This is a genomic window from Candidatus Methylomirabilota bacterium (assembly GCA_035315345.1).
In the GTDB taxonomy this organism is placed as follows: Bacteria; Methylomirabilota; Methylomirabilia; order Rokubacteriales; family CSP1-6; genus CAMLFJ01.
Window position 1 is genome coordinate 64,640 of the sequence record DATFYA010000161.1, and the last position, 15,722, is coordinate 80,361.

The window sequence follows — 15,722 nt, forward strand, 5'->3', positions numbered from 1 at the left end:
ACGGCTCCCCCGGCGCCCGGTTGAGCGCCTCCGTTCCATCGCATAGTATCGGGCGCAAGGAGAGCACACAAATGGACTGCTGCGCTCACGAAGGTCCGGCGGCCGGCGACGCGCGCTTCGACTTCGAGCGGGTCGCCGATGGCGTACACGTGGCGGTGGCCGCACCCGCGTACAAGGTGAACTCCAACACCGCGATCATCGAGAGCGACGACGGGGTGGTGATCGTGGATACCCACTCCAAGCCGTCGGCGGCACGGCTGATCGTGGACCGTCTGCGCGACATCACCGCGAAGCCGGTGCGCTTCGTGGTCAATACCCACTTCCACTGGGACCACTGGCACGGCAACGAGGTGTACCCCGCCGCCTACCCCGGGGCCGAGATCATCACGAATCAGCTCACCCGCGAGGCGATGGTCCGCAAGGGCCTCAAGCGCATCCAGGACCACGTCCGCCAGGTGCCAGCGGAGGTAGCCCGGCTGCAGGCGGAGCTGGCCGCCGCGACGACCTCGGAGCAGCGGGAGCGCCTTCGCGCCGATCTCGGGCTCGCCGAGTCCTACCTGGCGGAGGTGCGGGCGCTCAAGCCGGCGCTGCCGACCATGGCCTTCGAGCGCACCATGAAGCTCTACCGGCGCGACCGCGAGATCCACCTGCTCTATCTCGGCCGGGCGCACACCGAGGGCGACGTGTTCGTCTACCTGCCGCGCGAGAAGGTCGTCATCACCGGTGACGCGGTCATCGGCTGGACACCCTTCATGGGCGACGGCTACCCCGAAGACTGGGTGACGACCATCGACCGGCTGGCCGAGCTGGACTTCGACACACTGATCATGGGCCACGGCCGCCCCGCCGGCCGGGACTGGCTGCGGACCTTCCGCGGATACGTCCACGACATGGTCGAGGCGGTGCGCGAGGAGGTCGCGCGCGGCGCGACCCTCGACGAGGTCAAGCAGCGCGTGCCGACCCGCCTGGCCCCGACCTACGAGAAGGCATTCTCGACCTACGAGCACTACCGGCCGTGGCGGACCGGCTTGCTCGCCAACATCGAGCGGACCTACGCGTTGGTCAGCTGATCCGCTGGCACGGGGGCGGCGCCGAGGAGTACCGTGGCCGCGGGGAGGACCAGCACGCCATGGACACGATCAAGCCCTTGTTCACTGCAACCGCCACCGCCGTCGGTGGCCGTAACGGGCACACCGAGAGCGCCGACGGCCTCGTGAAGGTCGACCTGTCGGTCCCGAAGGAGATGGGAGGCCCGGGTCGACCGGGCGCCGCGACGCCGGAGCATCTGTTCGCGGCCGGCTACGCCGCCTGCTTCGGCGGAGCGCTCGACCTCGTGGGCAAGAAGCACCGGAAGGACGCCATGCGGGCCCGGATCACCTGCGCGGTCTCCATCGGCCCGCGCGACGCAGGCGGCTTCGGCCTGGCCGTGAAGCTCCACGTCGAGGACCGCAGCCTGCCGAAGGGCGAGCTGGCCGCGCTGGCCCAGGAAGCCCACGAGCAGATCTGCCCCTACTCTCACGCCACCCGCGGCAACGTGCCGGTCGAGCTCACGGTGGAGGGCTCGTAGGCGAGCCGGGCGCACGCGGACGCGCGACGAAGCGCCTCATCTCGTCGCGCGCCCGTCGGGTCTCGAGGTCGATCCGGAACCCGGACGACTCGACCGCGCGCTCGGTGTCGCGGTTCGGGTGACAGCCGCCGGCCAGCCGCGTCCAGATCGGCTGCACGCGGTCCTGGAAGCGCGCCTTCCACGGGCGGGTGGAGCGCACGTGCTCCAGCATGCGGAGCTGGCCGTGCGGGGCGAGCACGCGCCGCACCTCATCGAGGCCGCGCTGCGCGTCCGGCACGGTGCAGAAGACCAGGCCGCTCAGCACCGTGTCGAACGCCGCGTCCCGGAACGGAAGCGCTTCGGCGCGGCCCAGGACCAGCGGCACCTGCGGCGCCCGACCGCGGGCGCGCTGGACCGCGTCCCACGAGGGATCCAGGCCGACCGCGACGACGCCCCGCGGCAGGAGCGCCAGGTTCCGGCCGGTGCCGCAGCCGACGTCGAGCACCCGGCCGCTCGCCCCCCCGACGAGCCAGCGGCGCCACCGTCCGAGGCCGAGCCGCTCGTAGATCGCGCAGATGGCGTCGTACAGCCACGGGATCTGCTCGACGCCCCGCACGCCGCTAACCCAGCACGTCCTTCCTGAATTGCTCGAGCGCCCGCACGTGCTCGGCGGGGCTCTCGAGGCCGAGGCCCACCGTGTGCACGCAGAGATGCGTGATGCCGCTCATGCTGCGCCACGCCGCCATCTCGCGCGCCCGCTGCTCGGGCGGGACCTGGGCCAGCGTCATGCGTCCCTCGATGCCGAACGTGGCCGGGTCGCGCCCCGCCTCCCGGACGAGCCCATGCAGACGATCGACCACCGCCTGCGCCTCCGGCCCGGGACGGAAGTGCGGCATCCAGCCGTCGGCCAGCCGCGCCGCCCGCCGCATCACCGGCTCGCTCTCGCCCCCCATCCAGATCGGAATCGGCCGCTGCACCGGCAACGGATTGATGCCAGCGTCGCTCACCCGGTGCCACTGTCCCCGAAACGTCACGAGGTCCTTCGTCCAGAGCGCGCGCATGAGGGTAATCTGCTCCTCGACTCGCTTGCCGCGATTCGAGAAATCCTCGCCCAGGCTCTCGAACTCGACCGCATTCCATCCGACGCCCACCCCGAGCCGCAGCCGACCCGCGGAGAGGACGTCCACCGCGGCCGCCTGCTTGGCCACGAGCGCGGTCTGCCGCTGGGGGAGGATCAAGATCCCGGTGACCAGCCCGATCCGCTGCGTCGCCGCAGCGAGGAAGCCGAACAGCACCAACGGCTCGTGAAAGGCGTGTCGGTACGTGTAGGGCCCCTTCCATCCGCCCGGCCGCTCCGGGTTCGCGCCCAGCACGTGGTCGAACACGAGGATGTGCGTATAGCCCAGGGCCTCGACGGCCTGGGCGTAGTCCGCGATCGCCCGCGGATCCGGCCCGATCTCGACCTGCGGGAACACCACTCCGACGTTCATGCGCGCCTCCCGGCCGCCGACCGGCGCGACCGGCCGGAGTCTAGCACGACGGCAGGGCTGGCCTGACGGCCGGGAAAGCCGTAGATTGCTCGTGCCGCAGCGGCCGGTCGGCGCACCCACGACCGCGCGGCAGGAGCGTGCGATGGCGATCCGGATGGAGCGAAATGACAGGGTGGCGACGATCGTGATCGATCGCCCGGAGGCCCGCAACGCGGTGGATGGGCCGGCGGCCCGCGCCCTCGTCGAGGCGTTCACCGCCTTCGAGCGCGACGACGGCCTGCGGGTGGCCGTCCTCTGGGGGGCGGGCGGTGTGTTCTGCGCGGGCGCTGATCTCAAGGCGCGCGGCTCCGAGCGCGGGCTGCGCCTTCAGCCCGACGGCGACGGGCCGATGGGCCCGAGCCGCATGGCGTTCAGCAAGCCCACGATCGCGGCCGTCGAAGGCTACGCGGTGGCGGGCGGGCTCGAGCTGTCCCTGATGTGCGACCTGCGCGTAGCCTCCGAGACCGCGGTCTTCGGCGTCTTCTGCCGCCGTTGGGGCGTGCCGCTCATCGACGGCGGGACGGTGCGCCTGCCGCGACTGATCGGCCTGTCGCGCGCCCTCGACATGATCCTGACCGGCCGCCCGGTGGACGCCCGCGAAGCCCTCGCCTTCGGCCTGGCCAACCGGGTGGTGCCGGCCGGGCGCGCGCGCGAGGAGGCCGAAGCGCTCGCCCGCGCGATCGCCGCGTTCCCTCCGCGCTGCGTCCGGAGCGACCGGCGCTCGGCGTGGGAGGGTGAAGGCGTGCCCTTGAAGGAGGCGATGGCCAACGAGTTCGCCCTGGGCAAGACCACTCACGATTCCGGCGAGAGCCAGGCCGGCGCGCAGCGCTTCGCGGCCGGCGCGGGCCGGCACGGGCAGTTCTGATCCCGCATCCCACACGGAGAACCCAGTGTCCGAGAAACCTCTGAACGTCTACGTCATCCAGGGCCGCGGCGAGCGCGATTACTCCGACTGCCAGGCCGCGCTCGAGCGCGTGCCCGCGCGCCTCCGCTCCCTGCCCTTCCTCGGAACCGCCGAGGCGGTCGTCGAGCGCACCCGCGATGCCGACGCGCTGATCACCTCGTCCTCTCCGATCACCCGTCGCGTGATGGAGTCGCTCGAGGGGCTGAAGGCGGTCATGCGAACCGGCGTGGGCTACGACGTCATCGACGTGGCCGCGGCCACCGAGCTCGGCGTGGTGGTCATCAATGTGCCCGACGTCTGGGTGCGCGAGGTCGCCAATCACGCCCTGGCGCTGCTGCTGGCGTGGAACCGGAAGATCGTCACCCTGGACCGCGAGGTCCACGCCGGGGTCTGGAGCGCGCGGGTGCCGGGCCCGGTGACCGGCTCGCTGCATGGCGAGACCGTCGGCATCGTCGGCCTCGGCAACATCGGCAGTGCCTTCGCGCGCCGGATCGCCGCCCTGGAGACGCGCGTCATCGCCTGCGATCCCTACGTCGACGACGCGCGCTTCAAGGCGCTGGGCGTCGAGCGGGTGGACCTGCCCACGCTGGCCGCGCGCGCCGACTACGTGTCGGTGCACGCGCTGCTCAACGCGGAGACCCGCGGGCTCATCGGCGAGACGTTCCTGCGCCGCATGAAGCCGACCGCGTGCCTGATCAACACCTCGCGGGGGCCGGTGGTCGACGAGACCGCGCTCGCCCGCGCCCTCCGGGAGGGCCGGCTGGCCGGGGCCGCGCTCGACGTGTTCGAGGAGGAGCCGCTGCCCGCGGGCAGCCCTCTGCGCGCCATGGACAACGTCATCCTCACCCCCCACGCCGCCTACTTCTCCTCACCGGCGGTGGCCCAGGTGCCGCGGCGCTGCGGCGAGGAGCTCGCGCGGGTGCTGACGCGGGAGCGCCCGATCAACGTGGTCAATCCCGAAGTCTACGCGCCCGGCGCCGTCCGCCGCGGCCGCTAGCGCCGCGATGCAGCTGGGACTCTTCAGCTACAACGTCGAGTACGGCGCGCGGCCGGACGAGCTGGCCCGCGCCGCGGAGGAGCGCGGCTTCGAGTCGTTCTGGGTGGGCGAGCACACCCACATTCCGGCCGCGCGGCACACCCCCTATCCGGGGGGTGAGCCCCTGCCCAAGCCCTACTACCACATGGCCGATCCGTTCGTGTCGCTGATGGCGGCCGCCGCGGCGACCCGCCGGATCAAGCTGGGCACCGGCATCTGCCTCGTGGTGGAACATGACCCGATCGTGCTGGCCAAGACGGTCGCCACGCTGGACTGGCTCTCGAACGGGCGCGTGCTGTTCGGGATCGGCGGCGGGTGGAATCGAGAAGAGATGGAAGACCACAAGACGCCGTTCGAGCGGCGCTGGCAGGTCCTGCGCGAGCGCGTGCTCGCCATGAAGGCGCTCTGGACCCAGGAGGAGGCCTCGTACCACGGGGAGTTCGTCGACTTCGATCGCGCGATCTCGTTCCCGAAGCCCGTGCAGCGGCCGCATCCGCCGATCCTCTTCGGCGGCGCCACCGCTCAGGGCCGCGCGCGCGTGGTCGAATACTGCGACGGCTGGATCCCGATCGACGTGCTGCTCGACGACCTGCCCGGCGCCATCGGAGACCTCCGGCAGAAGGCGCGGGCCGCGGGCCGCCGGCCCGACGATGTCTCGGTCTCGGTCTTCGCCTTCAAGCCACCCACTCCCGACGGGGTGGCGCGCATGCAGGACATGGGCGTGGAGCGCGTCACGCTGGTCTCGCCGCGGCGGATGGAGGACGCGCTGCCCTTCCTCGACCGGATGGCGGTCCTCGCGCGCTAGGCATGGCCGAGTTCGACGCTCACACCGTCGGGACCTACTGGGGCCGCGAGCGCCTCGACGAGGCGATCCTCGCCGCGCTGGCCGCCCGCGGCGTGGATCTCGATGCGCTCACCGTCGATCGGCTCGCGCCGCTGGATCAGTTCCACGGCGGCGGCAAGCCGGTGACTGAACGCCTCGCGCGTCTGGCTGGCGCCGCGCCGGGGACGCGGGTGCTCGACGTCGGCGGCGGATTCGGCGGACCGGCCCGCACGCTGGCCGTGCAGTTCGGCTGCCGGGTCACCTCGCTGGACCTCACCGAGTCCTACGTGCAGGCCGCCCGGATGTTGACCGGGCGCATGGGTCTCGACGACCGGGTGACCCACCAGGTGGGCAACGCCCTCGCCCTGCCGTTCCCCGACGCGTCCTTCGACCTGGTGTGGACGCAGAACAGCGGCATGAACATCCCGGACAAGGAGCGCCTCTACGCCGGCTTCCAGCGGGTGCTGCGGCCGGGCGGCCGTCTCGCGCTCCAGGAGCCGATGGCGGGACCGGTCGAGCCGGTGATCTATCCGGTGATGTGGGCGCGCGACTCCTCCACGAGCTTCCTGCGCCCGCCCGCCGCGATGCGCGCGATCATCGAGGGCGCCGGCTTCCGCATCTCGGTGTGGGACGATGTCACCGCCGAGACGGTGGGCCCATCTACCGGCGCCGCGGTCCCGCCGCACAGCATCCAGCGCGTGGTGATGGGCGACGGGATCGACGCGATCATCCGGGCCGGCCACCAGAACCGCGAGGAGCGCCGGATCGTCTCGATCCAGGCGGTCGGCGAGCGTCCGTGAGTCCCGCGCTCGACAACGCGGGCGGCACTGGCTACGATACCGGCTCATGAGCGACGCCCTGACCGGACAGACGGTAGAGCTGCTACAGCAGATGATCCGCAATCGATGCGTCAACGACGGCACCGTCATGTCCGGCCAGGAGCGGCGCAACAGCGACACGTTGCGCAGTTATCTCGAAGGCAGCGGCCTCGACGTCGAGGTCTACGAGCCCGCCCACGCCCCGGGCCGGGCGAGCCTGGTGGCCCGCATCGAGGGCCGCGATCCCAAGGCGCCCACCCTGTGCCTGATGGGGCACACCGACGTGGTCCCGGTGAATCCCAAGACCTGGACGCGGGATCCCTTCGGCGGCGAGCTGGTGAACGGCGAGGTCTGGGGCCGCGGCGCGGTGGACATGCTGAACCTGACCGCGTCGCAGGCGGTGGCGCTGCGGACCCTGGCCGGCAAGCCCGGCGGCTGGCGGCCGCGCGGCACGCTGGTCTACCTGGCCTGCGCCGACGAGGAGGCCGGCGGCACCCTCGGGGCCGGCCACGTCGTCGACCGACACTGGGACGCGCTGCGGGCCGACTACTGCCTGACCGAGAACGGCGGCACGGTCAGCCGCGGCGCCCGCGGCGACGAGCTGAACGTGACGGTGCACGTCGGCGAGAAGGGCGTCGCGTGGCGCCGGCTCCGGGTGAAGGGCACGCCGGGACACGGCTCGATGCCCTACGGCTCGAACAACGCCCTGGTCAAGGCCGCGCAGGTGGTGAGCCGCCTGGCCGACTACCGGCCCGCGCCCTATGTGGACGAGCTGTGGCGGGCGTTCGTCGACACGCTGCACCTCGAGCCGGCGGTGAAGGCGGCGCTGGCCGATCCGGCGCGCATCGACGAGTCGATCGATTCGCTCGATCCCCGCCTCGCCAAGCTCGCGTGGTCGGCCACCCATACCACGTTCTCGCCCAACGTCTGCCACGGCGGGGTGAAGACCAACGTCATCCCGGACGCGGTGGACGTGGAGGTCGACATCCGCACCGTGCCCGGCGACAACGAGGACGAGGTGCGGCGCCATCTCGACAAGGCCCTCGGCGGCCTCGCCGACGAGGTGGAGGTGGACAAGCTCTTCTCCAAGCCCGCGTCGGTCTCGCCGATCGACACGCCGCTCTGGCACGTGCTCGGCCGCGTGGTGGACGCGCACTATCCGGGCGCCCGGCTGCTGCCCCGCATGATCGTCGGCTTCACCGACGCCCCGTACTTCCGCGACAAGGGCGCGGTGGCGTACGGCTTCGGCCTCTTCTCGCGCACGCTGACCGCCGAGGCGATGGCCGGACGCTTCCACGGCAACGACGAGCGCATCGACGTGGAGTCGCTCACGCTGACCACCCAGGCGTGGCTCGAGGTCTGCGAGCAGTTCCTCGGCTGATGCTCGACGTCCCCCGCCTGCGGGCCGACACGCCCGGCGTCGCGTCCGTCCTGCACTTCAACAGCGCGGGTTCGGCCCTGCCGCCCCGTCCGGTCGTCGAGGCGGTGATCGGCCATCTGGAGCGTGAGGCCGCCATCGGCGGGTACGAGGCGGCCGCCGAGGCCGCCGACCGGATCGCCGACTTCTATCCGGCCGTGGCGGCGCTGATCGGGGCCCGGCCGGACGAGATCGCCTTCGTGGAGAATGCGACCCGGGCCTGGGACATGGCGTTCTACTCGATCCCCGTCCGGGCCGGCGATCGCGTGATCACCGCGCGGGCCGAATACGCGTCCAACTATCTCGCGTTCCTCCAGATGAAGCGGCGGGTGGGCATCGAGATCGACGTGGTGGGCGACGACGCCTCGGGCCAGCTCGATCTGGCCGCGCTGGAGCGCGCGATCCAGCCGCGCACGCGCCTCATCGCGATCACCCACGTCCCGACCCAGGGCGGCCTGGTCAACCCGGCCGCGGACGTGGGCCGGATCGCCGCGCGCCACGGCGTGTTGTACCTCCTCGACGCGTGCCAGTCGGTCGGCCAGCTCGCGGTGGACGTGAACCGCATCGGCTGCCACATGCTCTCCGCCACCGGCCGCAAGTATCTCCGCGGCCCCCGCGGCACCGGCTTTCTGTACGTCAAGCGCGACGTCATCGGCACGCTCGATCCGCCCTTCATCGACCTCGAGGCCGCTTCGTGGATCGACGCCGACACCTACACGCTGCGCGACGACGCGCGCCGCTTCGAGAACTGGGAGCGCTTCGTGGCCGGCCAGATCGGGCTCGGCGTCGCGGCCCGGTACGCCACCGCGATCGGGATCGAGGCCATCGAGGCGCGGGTCCGAGACCTGGCGGCCCGGCTCCGGCGCGAGCTGGCCAAGCGGCCGGGGATCACGCTGCACGATCTCGGCCTCGAGCCCTGCGGGATCGTGACGTTCCTCAAGGCGGGCGAGGCGCCGCTGGCCACGCGGCAGCGCCTGCGGGCCCTGGGCATCAACGTCACCCACACCCAGGCGTCATCATCGCGGCTGGATCTGCCCGCGCGGGGATTCGAGGCGCTGGTCCGGGCCAGCGTCCACTACTACAACGACGAGACCGAGGTGGATCGCTTCGTGGGCGCGGTGGCCGGATAGCGCCGCGCCCTCACCCACACCCGCTCCGGGAGGTCGGCATGCCCACGGTGGAGACAGCGCTCGGCCCGGTGTCCACGGCCGAGCTCGGCGCCACGCTGATGCACGAGCACATCGTCACCCGCTCGCCCGGGGTGCAGGAGAACTGGCCCCATCTCTGGGACCGTCCGACCATCCTGGAGACCGCGGAGCGGAAGATGACCGATCTCCACGCGCGCGGGATCCGGGCCATCGTCGACCTGACCACCGTGGATCTGGGCCGCGACATCGATCTGATCCTCGCGGTCGCGCGCCGCTCCCGGGTGCACGTGATCGTGGCCACCGGCGTGTGGTGGATGCCGCAGCGCTACTTCAGCGCGCACGGCGTCGACGCGGTCGCCGATCTCTTCATCCGCGACATCACCCAGGGCATCGGCACGAGCGGGGTGAAGGCGGCCATCATCAAGTGCGCCACCGACACCGCGGGAGTGACGCCGGTCATCGAGAACATCCTGCGCGCCTCCGCGCGGGCCCAGAAGGCGACCGGCGTGCCGATCTCCACGCACACCTGGGCCGCCGGCCGCACCGGGGAGGCGCAGCAGGCGATCTTCGCCCAGGAGGGCGTGGATCTTCGCCGCGTGATCATCGGCCACAGCGGCGACAGCGAGGATCTCGGCTACCTGCGCGGCCTCATGGAGCGCGGCAGCACCATCGGGATGGATCGCTTCGGCCTCGAGCATTTCCTGCCCACCGCCAAGCGCGTCGAGGTCATCGCGCGGCTCTGCGCCGAGGGCTACGCGCCCCGCATGGTGCTCTCCCACGACGCCAACTGCTGGAGCGACATGCTGTCCGAGGACGACAAGCGCCGGACGCGGCCGCTCTGGCACTACAACCACATCCCCGACGACATCCTGCCCGCCCTCCGCAAGGCCGGGGTCGGCGACGACCAGATCGACCAGATGCTGGTGCGCAACCCCCGCGCGATCTTCGAGGGCCGCCCGCCGGGAGGCACGGGGCGCCCGCCGGGAGGCCCGTGATGCCGGCCGTGCTGGGATCGGGCGCCTACCGCTACGAGGTCCACGACGCCTGGGCCCAGCTGCCGCCCGGCCGCGAGTTCAACGCCGACGTGGCCGCGGTCGGCGTGGACGCCCAGGACCGGGTCTACGCGTTCAATCGCGGCCTCCACCCGATGGTGGTCTTCGACCGCGACGGCCGCTTCCTGCGCTCGTGGGGCGAGGGCCTGTTCCACCGCGCGCACGGCGTCCACGTGGCGCCCGACGACACGCTCTGGCTGACCGACGACGGCGACCACACCGTCCGCCACTGCACGCTGGACGGCCGGGTGCTGCTGACCATCGGCATCCCCGGCAAGCCGCAGCCTTACATGAGCGGAGAGCCGTTCCACCGCTGCACCCACACCGCGCTCTCGCCGCAGGGCGATCTCTACGTCTCCGACGGCTACGGCAACGCGCGCATCCACAAGTACGCGCCGGACGGCCGGCTGCTCCGCTCGTGGGGCGAGCCCGGCACCGACCCTGGCCAGTTCAACATCCCCCACAACATCTGCTGCGACGCGGACGGCTGGGTCTACGTGGCCGACCGCGAGAACCATCGCATCCAGGTCTTCGACGGCGACGGCCGCTTCGAGACTCAGTGGCACGACATGCATCGCCCGTCGGGCTTGCATCTCGAGCGCGGCGGCGACGGCCGCTTCTACGTGGGCGAGATCGGGGGGGCCCTGCCGGTGAATTACGACGTCCCCAACATCGGCCCGCGGGTCAGCATCTACGACCGCCGCGGGCAGCGTCTGGCGCGGCTGGGCGACCGCCTCGCCGGGCTCGAGCCGGGGCAGTTCATCTCCCCGCACGGGCTCGCGGTGGACTCCCGCGGCGACATCTACGTCGGCGAGGTCTCCTACACCAACTGGGGCAACCGGTACAAGGGCCAGGCGCATCCGCCCGGCCTGCGTAGCCTGCAGAAGCTCGTGAAGGTAAGCTGAGGGCAGGAGGGCCATCATGACCGAGCCCATCACCGTCCAGGTCTTCTCCGACTACGTCTGACCCTGGTGCTATCTCAGTACCGTGCGTATTGAGAAGCTCCGGACCGAGCACAACGTCACGATCGAGTGGGTGCACTTCCCGCTGCACCCCGAGACCCCCGCGGAAGGCCAATCGCTCGACGACCTCTTCCGCGGCCGCAACGTGGACCGCACGGCGATGCACGCGCAGATGAAGGCGCGCATGGACGCCGAGGGCCTGCCCTACGGCCAGCGCAGCATGACCTACAACAGCCGCATCGCCCAGGAGCTGGGCAAGTGGGCCGACACCCAGCCGGGCGGCGAGGCGATCCACGACGCGCTCTTCCGCGCGTACTTCGTGGAGGCGCGCGACATCTCCCAGCCCGACGTGCTGCTGGAGATCGTCAAGGCGGTGGGCCTGCCCGTCGATGCGGCCCGGCAGGTGATCGAGCAGCGCACGTTCAAGGACGCGGTCGACGCGGACTGGAAGCTCTCGCGCGAGTACGGCATCACCGGCGTGCCCACCTTCGTGGCGGGCCGCTACGGGGTGGTCGGGGCGCAGCCCTACGAGGCGCTGGAGGCGCTGGTGAAGAAAGCGCGGGCGGACGAGGGCGGCTGACCTGCTGAAACGCAGTCAGGCCCCGAGCAGCGCCGACAGCGCCTGATACGCCCGCTGCGCCCGCTCGAGAGCCGGCAGGTGGGCCATCGCCCGCACGGGTGCCTCGATGGCCAGCGGCGCGTCGATGGGCAGCGCGGCGATCAGCTCCCGCAGCGGCAGGACCCCGTCCCCGGGCAGCAGCCGCCCGGTGCGCGCCTCGGCGATCAGACGAGCGGTGTCGGTGGGACCGGGCATGTCCGCCGATGCGTCGCAGATCTGCGCATAGCGTAGCCACGACGGGTCCACCGTGGCGACGTCGGCGGCCACCCCGCCCGAGCGGCTCCAGTGCAGCGCGTCGATCAACACGGATGCGTTCGTCCGCTCCGAGCGCGCGATCATCCGCGCCGCGTCGGCCAGCGTACGGACGCCGGTGTAGATCGCGAACTCGAGGCACACGTGCAGGCCGTAGCCGGCGGCGCGGTCGCACAGGTCGACGAACCGCTCGAGGGTGCGGCCCTCGTCGGGCTCGGCGCTCATCACCAGCACGTACGTCGCCCCGAGCCGCGCCGACACCTCGAGGAATCCCTCCGGAATGCCCACCGGCCGGTCGGGCTCGAACCGGAGGAACTCGGTGTCGAGCACGGAGATCCCCGTGTCGTTCAGGCGCGCCAGGGTCTCACGCAGCACGGGGCCGTCGTGGAGGGCGTCGTAGGGCGGCACTCCGACGCTCGGCGTGGCGGTGAGCCGGATGCCGATGGTGCGGAAGCCGGCGGCGTCGGCCACCGCGATCAGCTCGGGCGGCGTGGTGTCGAGCACGGTGAGATGCGCGAGCGAAAGCGTGCGCGCCGAGGCCGACATGCCCGCGATCCTACCTCAGGCCGCGGCGGAGGGCTCGGCGGCGGCCGGCTCGACGGCCGCGCGCTCGGCCGGCAGCCCGGCCGCGATCAGGATGCCGAGCGCGTTGCCGCCGCCCGCGATCAGCACCGCGGTGCCGTAGCCCTGGGTCACGTCGAACAGGCGGCCGGCGACGATCGGCAGCACGATGGCGGCGGCGCTCCAGGCGATGTAGACGCGACTGGCCATCCGGCCGTAGAGCGCGCGGCGCCAGTACACCGCGACCGACGCCGCGGTGACGCCGGAGATGATCCCGTAGCCGAGCCCGACGAGGGCCAGCGCGGCCACCGCCACCGCCGGCCCCGGCCAGATCGACAGCACCACGTTGCCGGCGAGCGCGATCGCGTGGGCGCCGGCGGCAACGGTCGGGATCGCGAGCCAGTCGACCATCCACCCGCCGCCGAGCCGCGCCACGGCGATGGCGGCGGTGATGCCGGTGGTGCCGTATACGGCCAGGGCGGTGGTGCCGCCGTACGCGGTGATGATACCCGCGGCCTGGCTCAGCACCATCAGGCCGGCGGAGGCGGCCAGGAAGAACACGATCGACAGCCGCCAGAAGACGGCCCGACGACGCTCGTCCTCGCGGATCGCCACGCCTCCCGTCGTGCCGGCCACCGCCGCCCCGCCCCGCGTCAGCGACGCGCTCAGCAGCCCGGTCACCGCGAGCGACACCGCGAAGCCGCCGAGCGTGGCGCGCACGCCGAACACCCGGATCGCCCACCCGAAGATGGGCGCGGTGATCATGGCGCCCGCCGGCAGCAGGCTCACCATGTACCCGTTGACGAGCCCGCGACGGCTCGTCACGGTCAGGTTGACCATCTGCTGCACCAGGATGTACGCGGCGCCGCCGCCCAGTCCGAAGAGCCCGCCGTAGCCGACGGCCAGGGCGAGGAGCCCATCGGCGCTCGCGGCGAGCGCGATACCGAGCGCGCTCGATCCCGCGCAGGCCAGCACCAGCCACGGGGTGGGGGCGATCCGATAGAGCGCGGGCGCGGCCATCATGCCGACGCCGAACGCGGCGGCCGCCACCCCGAAGACCAGCGCGAGATCGGCCCGGCTCAGCCCCAGCAGGGCCTCCAGCGGCTGGATGAACACGCTGAAGGCGTACAGCGCGCCGATCGGCAGGTTGAGCGCGGTCGCGGCCGCGATCATGCGCCACGTGCGGCGCCGGTGGTCACGATCGCTCACGAGCGAGCCGCCCGGTCAGCTCTCCGGAGCCAGATCGCGGATCATGCCGAGCAGCTCGCGCGGGCTGTAGGGCTTGGCGAGGTAGGCGGCGGCTCCCGCCTCCCGCGCCTTCTGCTCGTCCCCGGCGAGGGCGAACGAGGTGATCACGATGATGGGAACGTCGGCGGTCTCCGGCGCGGCCTTGAGCTGGCGCGTGGCCTCGAGCCCGGACAACCGGGGCAGCTGGATGTCCATGATGATCAGGTCCGGCCGCTCCGCGCGCGCGGTGGTGACACCCGCTTCCCCGTCGAACGCCTCGATCAGGCGGTACGAGGTGCGGCCGAGCAGCTGCCGGACGATCTTGCGATTGAACTCGTTGTCCTCGACGTACAGGACCGTCTTCACGCGGGCGCCTCCTGGATCACTCGCACCGGAATCGTGAAGAAGAAGGTCGAGCCCTTCCCTGGCTCGCTCTCCACCCAGATCCGGCCGCCGTGCAGCTCCACCAGCTTCTTGGTGATCGCCAGCCCGAGGCCGGTCCCGCCGAAGTCCCGCGTCACGGTGGCGTCGGCCTGGCGGAACTCCTCGAAGATGTGCTCGATCTGGTCGGCGGGGATGCCGATGCCGGTGTCGGCCACCGCGAAGCGCAGATGCTCGCCCTCCTGATCGACCCGGATCTCCACGCGGCCCTCCGCGGTGAACTTCAGCGCGTTGCCGACCAGGTTCATGAGGCACTGGGTGATCCGCTTGCCGTCGCCCAGGCAGAGCGGCAGGTCGGGTGCCACCGCGGTCACCAGCTCGAGCCCCTTGCTCGCGGCGAGGGCGCGCAGCGAGAGCTTCACGGTGTTCACCACGTCCTCGACCACGTACTCGCTCGGGGCCAGCTCCATGTGGCCCGCTTCGATCTTGGAGAGGTCGAGCACGTTGTTGATGAGGCCCAGCAGCTGCTTGCCGCAGGTGTGAATGTCCGACACCGGTTCCTGGATCTCGGGAGGCATCTCGCCGTAGAGGCCGTCGCGGATCATCTCGGTGAAGCCGAGGATCGCGTTCATGGGCGTGCGCAGCTCGTGGCTCATGCTGGCCAGGAAATCGGACTTGGCGCGGCTGGCCTGCTCGAGCTGCGCGTTGAGGGTGCGGAGCTGGTGGGCGGCGCGCCGCTGCTCGTCGTAGAGCTGGTGCAGCTCACGGCTCATCTCGTTCATCTGGCTCGCGAGCGCGCCGAACTCGTCCCGGTTCGGCACCGCGATGCTGCGCCCGAATTCGCCCTTGGCGACCTCGCCGAGGAAGCCCTCCGCCTCGCGCACCGGCAGGATGAAGGACCACGAGATCACGAAGCCGAGGCCGAGGGCCAGGACGATCGAGGCGGCCGCGAAGCCGCCGGTGAGCAGGAGCGCGCGACGGTAGGTCGCCTCCACGCCCTCGCGGATCCGGCCCATGCCCGCCTCCTCGGTCCGGACCGCCCGGGTCACCTGGGTGGCGATCTCCCGATAGAGCGGATACCCCTCGCTCAGGTGGAGGTCCATCGCCTCGTCGGCCTTGTCGTCGCGGATGAGGGCCGCGATGCGCACCACGGTGGCCATGACCTGATCCTGGGTGCGGCGGATGGCCCGGATGGCGTCGCGCTGGCCGGCCCCTGCGGAGTCCTCGAGGCGGTTGAACGTGTCGTTGAAGCGGTTGTTCTCGCGGAAGATGGACTCGATGGTGGCGTCGTCCCGAAGGGCCAGCGCGTTGCGCATGAAGTTCATCTGCAGCCCGAGGGCGTGCTCGATCTGCCGCATGGAGTCCACTCGCTCGCGCGCCTGGTCCAGCAGACGGCTCTGGCGCGCGACGCCCGCGATCGACTCGAGGCTCGTCACCCCCAGCGCGA

General features: G+C 71.7%; 17 protein-coding genes. 11 read left to right on the top strand and 6 right to left on the bottom strand.

The annotated features are described in order from the left end of the window. Nucleotides 1-71 precede the first annotated feature (71 nt). Nucleotides 72-1,070, top strand: a complete 999-nt coding sequence (locus VKN16_20865; GenBank protein HME96659.1) for an MBL fold metallo-hydrolase — start codon at nucleotides 72-74, stop codon at nucleotides 1,068-1,070. A gap of 59 nt (nucleotides 1,071-1,129) precedes the next feature. Continuing rightward, a complete protein-coding gene (locus VKN16_20870) occupies nucleotides 1,130-1,567 on the top strand; it encodes an organic hydroperoxide resistance protein (protein HME96660.1) in 438 nt (145 codons plus the stop codon). On the opposite strand, the gene VKN16_20875 is transcribed toward VKN16_20870, so the two are convergent. After that, nucleotides 1,548-2,162 (bottom strand): class I SAM-dependent methyltransferase, encoded by a 615-nt coding sequence (locus VKN16_20875; GenBank protein HME96661.1) that lies wholly within the window; start codon nucleotides 2,160-2,162, stop codon nucleotides 1,548-1,550. The genes VKN16_20870 and VKN16_20875 overlap by 20 nt on opposite strands. Before the next feature lie 4 nt (nucleotides 2,163-2,166). Continuing rightward, nucleotides 2,167-3,036, bottom strand: coding sequence for an LLM class F420-dependent oxidoreductase (locus tag VKN16_20880; protein ID HME96662.1), 870 nt, complete (start codon nucleotides 3,034-3,036; stop codon nucleotides 2,167-2,169). Nucleotides 3,037-3,178: 142 nt separating this feature from the next. Here VKN16_20880 and VKN16_20885 point away from each other — a divergent pair, with 142 nt between their 5' ends. The 9 genes from VKN16_20885 to VKN16_20925 are packed head-to-tail and all read left to right on the top strand — an operon-like array spanning nucleotide 3,179 to nucleotide 11,815. Next, nucleotides 3,179-3,940 carry a crotonase/enoyl-CoA hydratase family protein gene (locus VKN16_20885; GenBank protein ID HME96663.1) on the top strand — a complete coding sequence of 254 codons (762 nt, stop codon included), beginning with the start codon at nucleotides 3,179-3,181 and terminating at the stop codon, nucleotides 3,938-3,940. Nucleotides 3,941-3,965: 25 nt separating this feature from the next. Beyond that, nucleotides 3,966-4,976, top strand: coding sequence for a C-terminal binding protein (locus tag VKN16_20890; GenBank protein ID HME96664.1), 1,011 nt, complete (start codon nucleotides 3,966-3,968; stop codon nucleotides 4,974-4,976). Between the two features lie 7 nt (nucleotides 4,977-4,983). After that, entirely contained in the window at nucleotides 4,984-5,820 is an 837-nt protein-coding gene (locus VKN16_20895; GenBank protein HME96665.1) for an LLM class F420-dependent oxidoreductase, read from the top strand. 2 nt (nucleotides 5,821-5,822) lie between these two features. After that, the gene (locus VKN16_20900) at nucleotides 5,823-6,638 is read left to right on the top strand and encodes a methyltransferase domain-containing protein (GenBank protein ID HME96666.1); all 816 of its coding nucleotides are present in this window, start codon (nucleotides 5,823-5,825) and stop codon (nucleotides 6,636-6,638) included. A gap of 46 nt (nucleotides 6,639-6,684) precedes the next feature. Next, nucleotides 6,685-8,037 (top strand): M20/M25/M40 family metallo-hydrolase, encoded by a 1,353-nt coding sequence (locus VKN16_20905; GenBank protein HME96667.1) that lies wholly within the window; start codon nucleotides 6,685-6,687, stop codon nucleotides 8,035-8,037. After that, complete coding sequence (locus tag VKN16_20910) at nucleotides 8,037-9,203, top strand: aminotransferase class V-fold PLP-dependent enzyme (GenBank protein HME96668.1); 1,167 nt, start codon at nucleotides 8,037-8,039, stop codon at nucleotides 9,201-9,203. Before VKN16_20905 ends, VKN16_20910 begins: the two co-directional genes overlap by 1 nt. Nucleotides 9,204-9,241: 38 nt before the next feature. Next, nucleotides 9,242-10,216 carry a phosphotriesterase-related protein gene (locus VKN16_20915; protein HME96669.1) on the top strand — a complete coding sequence of 325 codons (975 nt, stop codon included), beginning with the start codon at nucleotides 9,242-9,244 and terminating at the stop codon, nucleotides 10,214-10,216. Further along, nucleotides 10,216-11,178, top strand: a complete 963-nt coding sequence (locus VKN16_20920; protein HME96670.1) for a peptidyl-alpha-hydroxyglycine alpha-amidating lyase family protein — start codon at nucleotides 10,216-10,218, stop codon at nucleotides 11,176-11,178. Before VKN16_20915 ends, VKN16_20920 begins: the two co-directional genes overlap by 1 nt. A gap of 16 nt (nucleotides 11,179-11,194) precedes the next feature. Further along, nucleotides 11,195-11,815 carry a DsbA family oxidoreductase gene (locus VKN16_20925; protein HME96671.1) on the top strand — a complete coding sequence of 207 codons (621 nt, stop codon included), beginning with the start codon at nucleotides 11,195-11,197 and terminating at the stop codon, nucleotides 11,813-11,815. Nucleotides 11,816-11,830: 15 nt separating this feature from the next. Here the strand turns inward: VKN16_20925 and VKN16_20930 are convergent, their stop codons facing one another. The 4 genes from VKN16_20930 to VKN16_20945 all read right to left on the bottom strand — a co-directional run. Next, nucleotides 11,831-12,652 (bottom strand): TIM barrel protein, encoded by an 822-nt coding sequence (locus VKN16_20930; GenBank protein HME96672.1) that lies wholly within the window; start codon nucleotides 12,650-12,652, stop codon nucleotides 11,831-11,833. Between the two features lie 15 nt (nucleotides 12,653-12,667). Then, the gene (locus VKN16_20935; protein ID HME96673.1) at nucleotides 12,668-13,876 is read right to left on the bottom strand and encodes an MFS transporter; all 1,209 of its coding nucleotides are present in this window, start codon (nucleotides 13,874-13,876) and stop codon (nucleotides 12,668-12,670) included. A gap of 15 nt (nucleotides 13,877-13,891) precedes the next feature. Continuing rightward, nucleotides 13,892-14,260 (bottom strand): response regulator, encoded by a 369-nt coding sequence (locus tag VKN16_20940; GenBank protein ID HME96674.1) that lies wholly within the window; start codon nucleotides 14,258-14,260, stop codon nucleotides 13,892-13,894. Then, nucleotides 14,257-15,722: ATP-binding protein (locus VKN16_20945; protein ID HME96675.1), on the bottom strand; the 1,466-nt coding region annotated here is incomplete at its 5' end. The genes VKN16_20940 and VKN16_20945, both read right to left, overlap by 4 nt.

Coding starts and splice junctions, on each gene's coding strand:
- VKN16_20865 (HME96659.1), top strand. CDS start 72: ATGGACTGCTGCGCTCACGAAGGTCCGGCGGCCGGCGACGCGCGCTTC.
- VKN16_20870 (HME96660.1), top strand. CDS start 1,130: ATGGACACGATCAAGCCCTTGTTCACTGCAACCGCCACCGCCGTCGGT.
- VKN16_20880 (HME96662.1), bottom strand. CDS start 3,036: ATGAACGTCGGAGTGGTGTTCCCGCAGGTCGAGATCGGGCCGGATCCG.
- VKN16_20885 (HME96663.1), top strand. CDS start 3,179: ATGGCGATCCGGATGGAGCGAAATGACAGGGTGGCGACGATCGTGATC.
- VKN16_20895 (HME96665.1), top strand. CDS start 4,984: ATGCAGCTGGGACTCTTCAGCTACAACGTCGAGTACGGCGCGCGGCCG.
- VKN16_20900 (HME96666.1), top strand. CDS start 5,823: ATGGCCGAGTTCGACGCTCACACCGTCGGGACCTACTGGGGCCGCGAG.
- VKN16_20905 (HME96667.1), top strand. CDS start 6,685: ATGAGCGACGCCCTGACCGGACAGACGGTAGAGCTGCTACAGCAGATG.
- VKN16_20910 (HME96668.1), top strand. CDS start 8,037: ATGCTCGACGTCCCCCGCCTGCGGGCCGACACGCCCGGCGTCGCGTCC.
- VKN16_20915 (HME96669.1), top strand. CDS start 9,242: ATGCCCACGGTGGAGACAGCGCTCGGCCCGGTGTCCACGGCCGAGCTC.
- VKN16_20920 (HME96670.1), top strand. CDS start 10,216: ATGCCGGCCGTGCTGGGATCGGGCGCCTACCGCTACGAGGTCCACGAC.
- VKN16_20930 (HME96672.1), bottom strand. CDS start 12,652: ATGTCGGCCTCGGCGCGCACGCTTTCGCTCGCGCATCTCACCGTGCTC.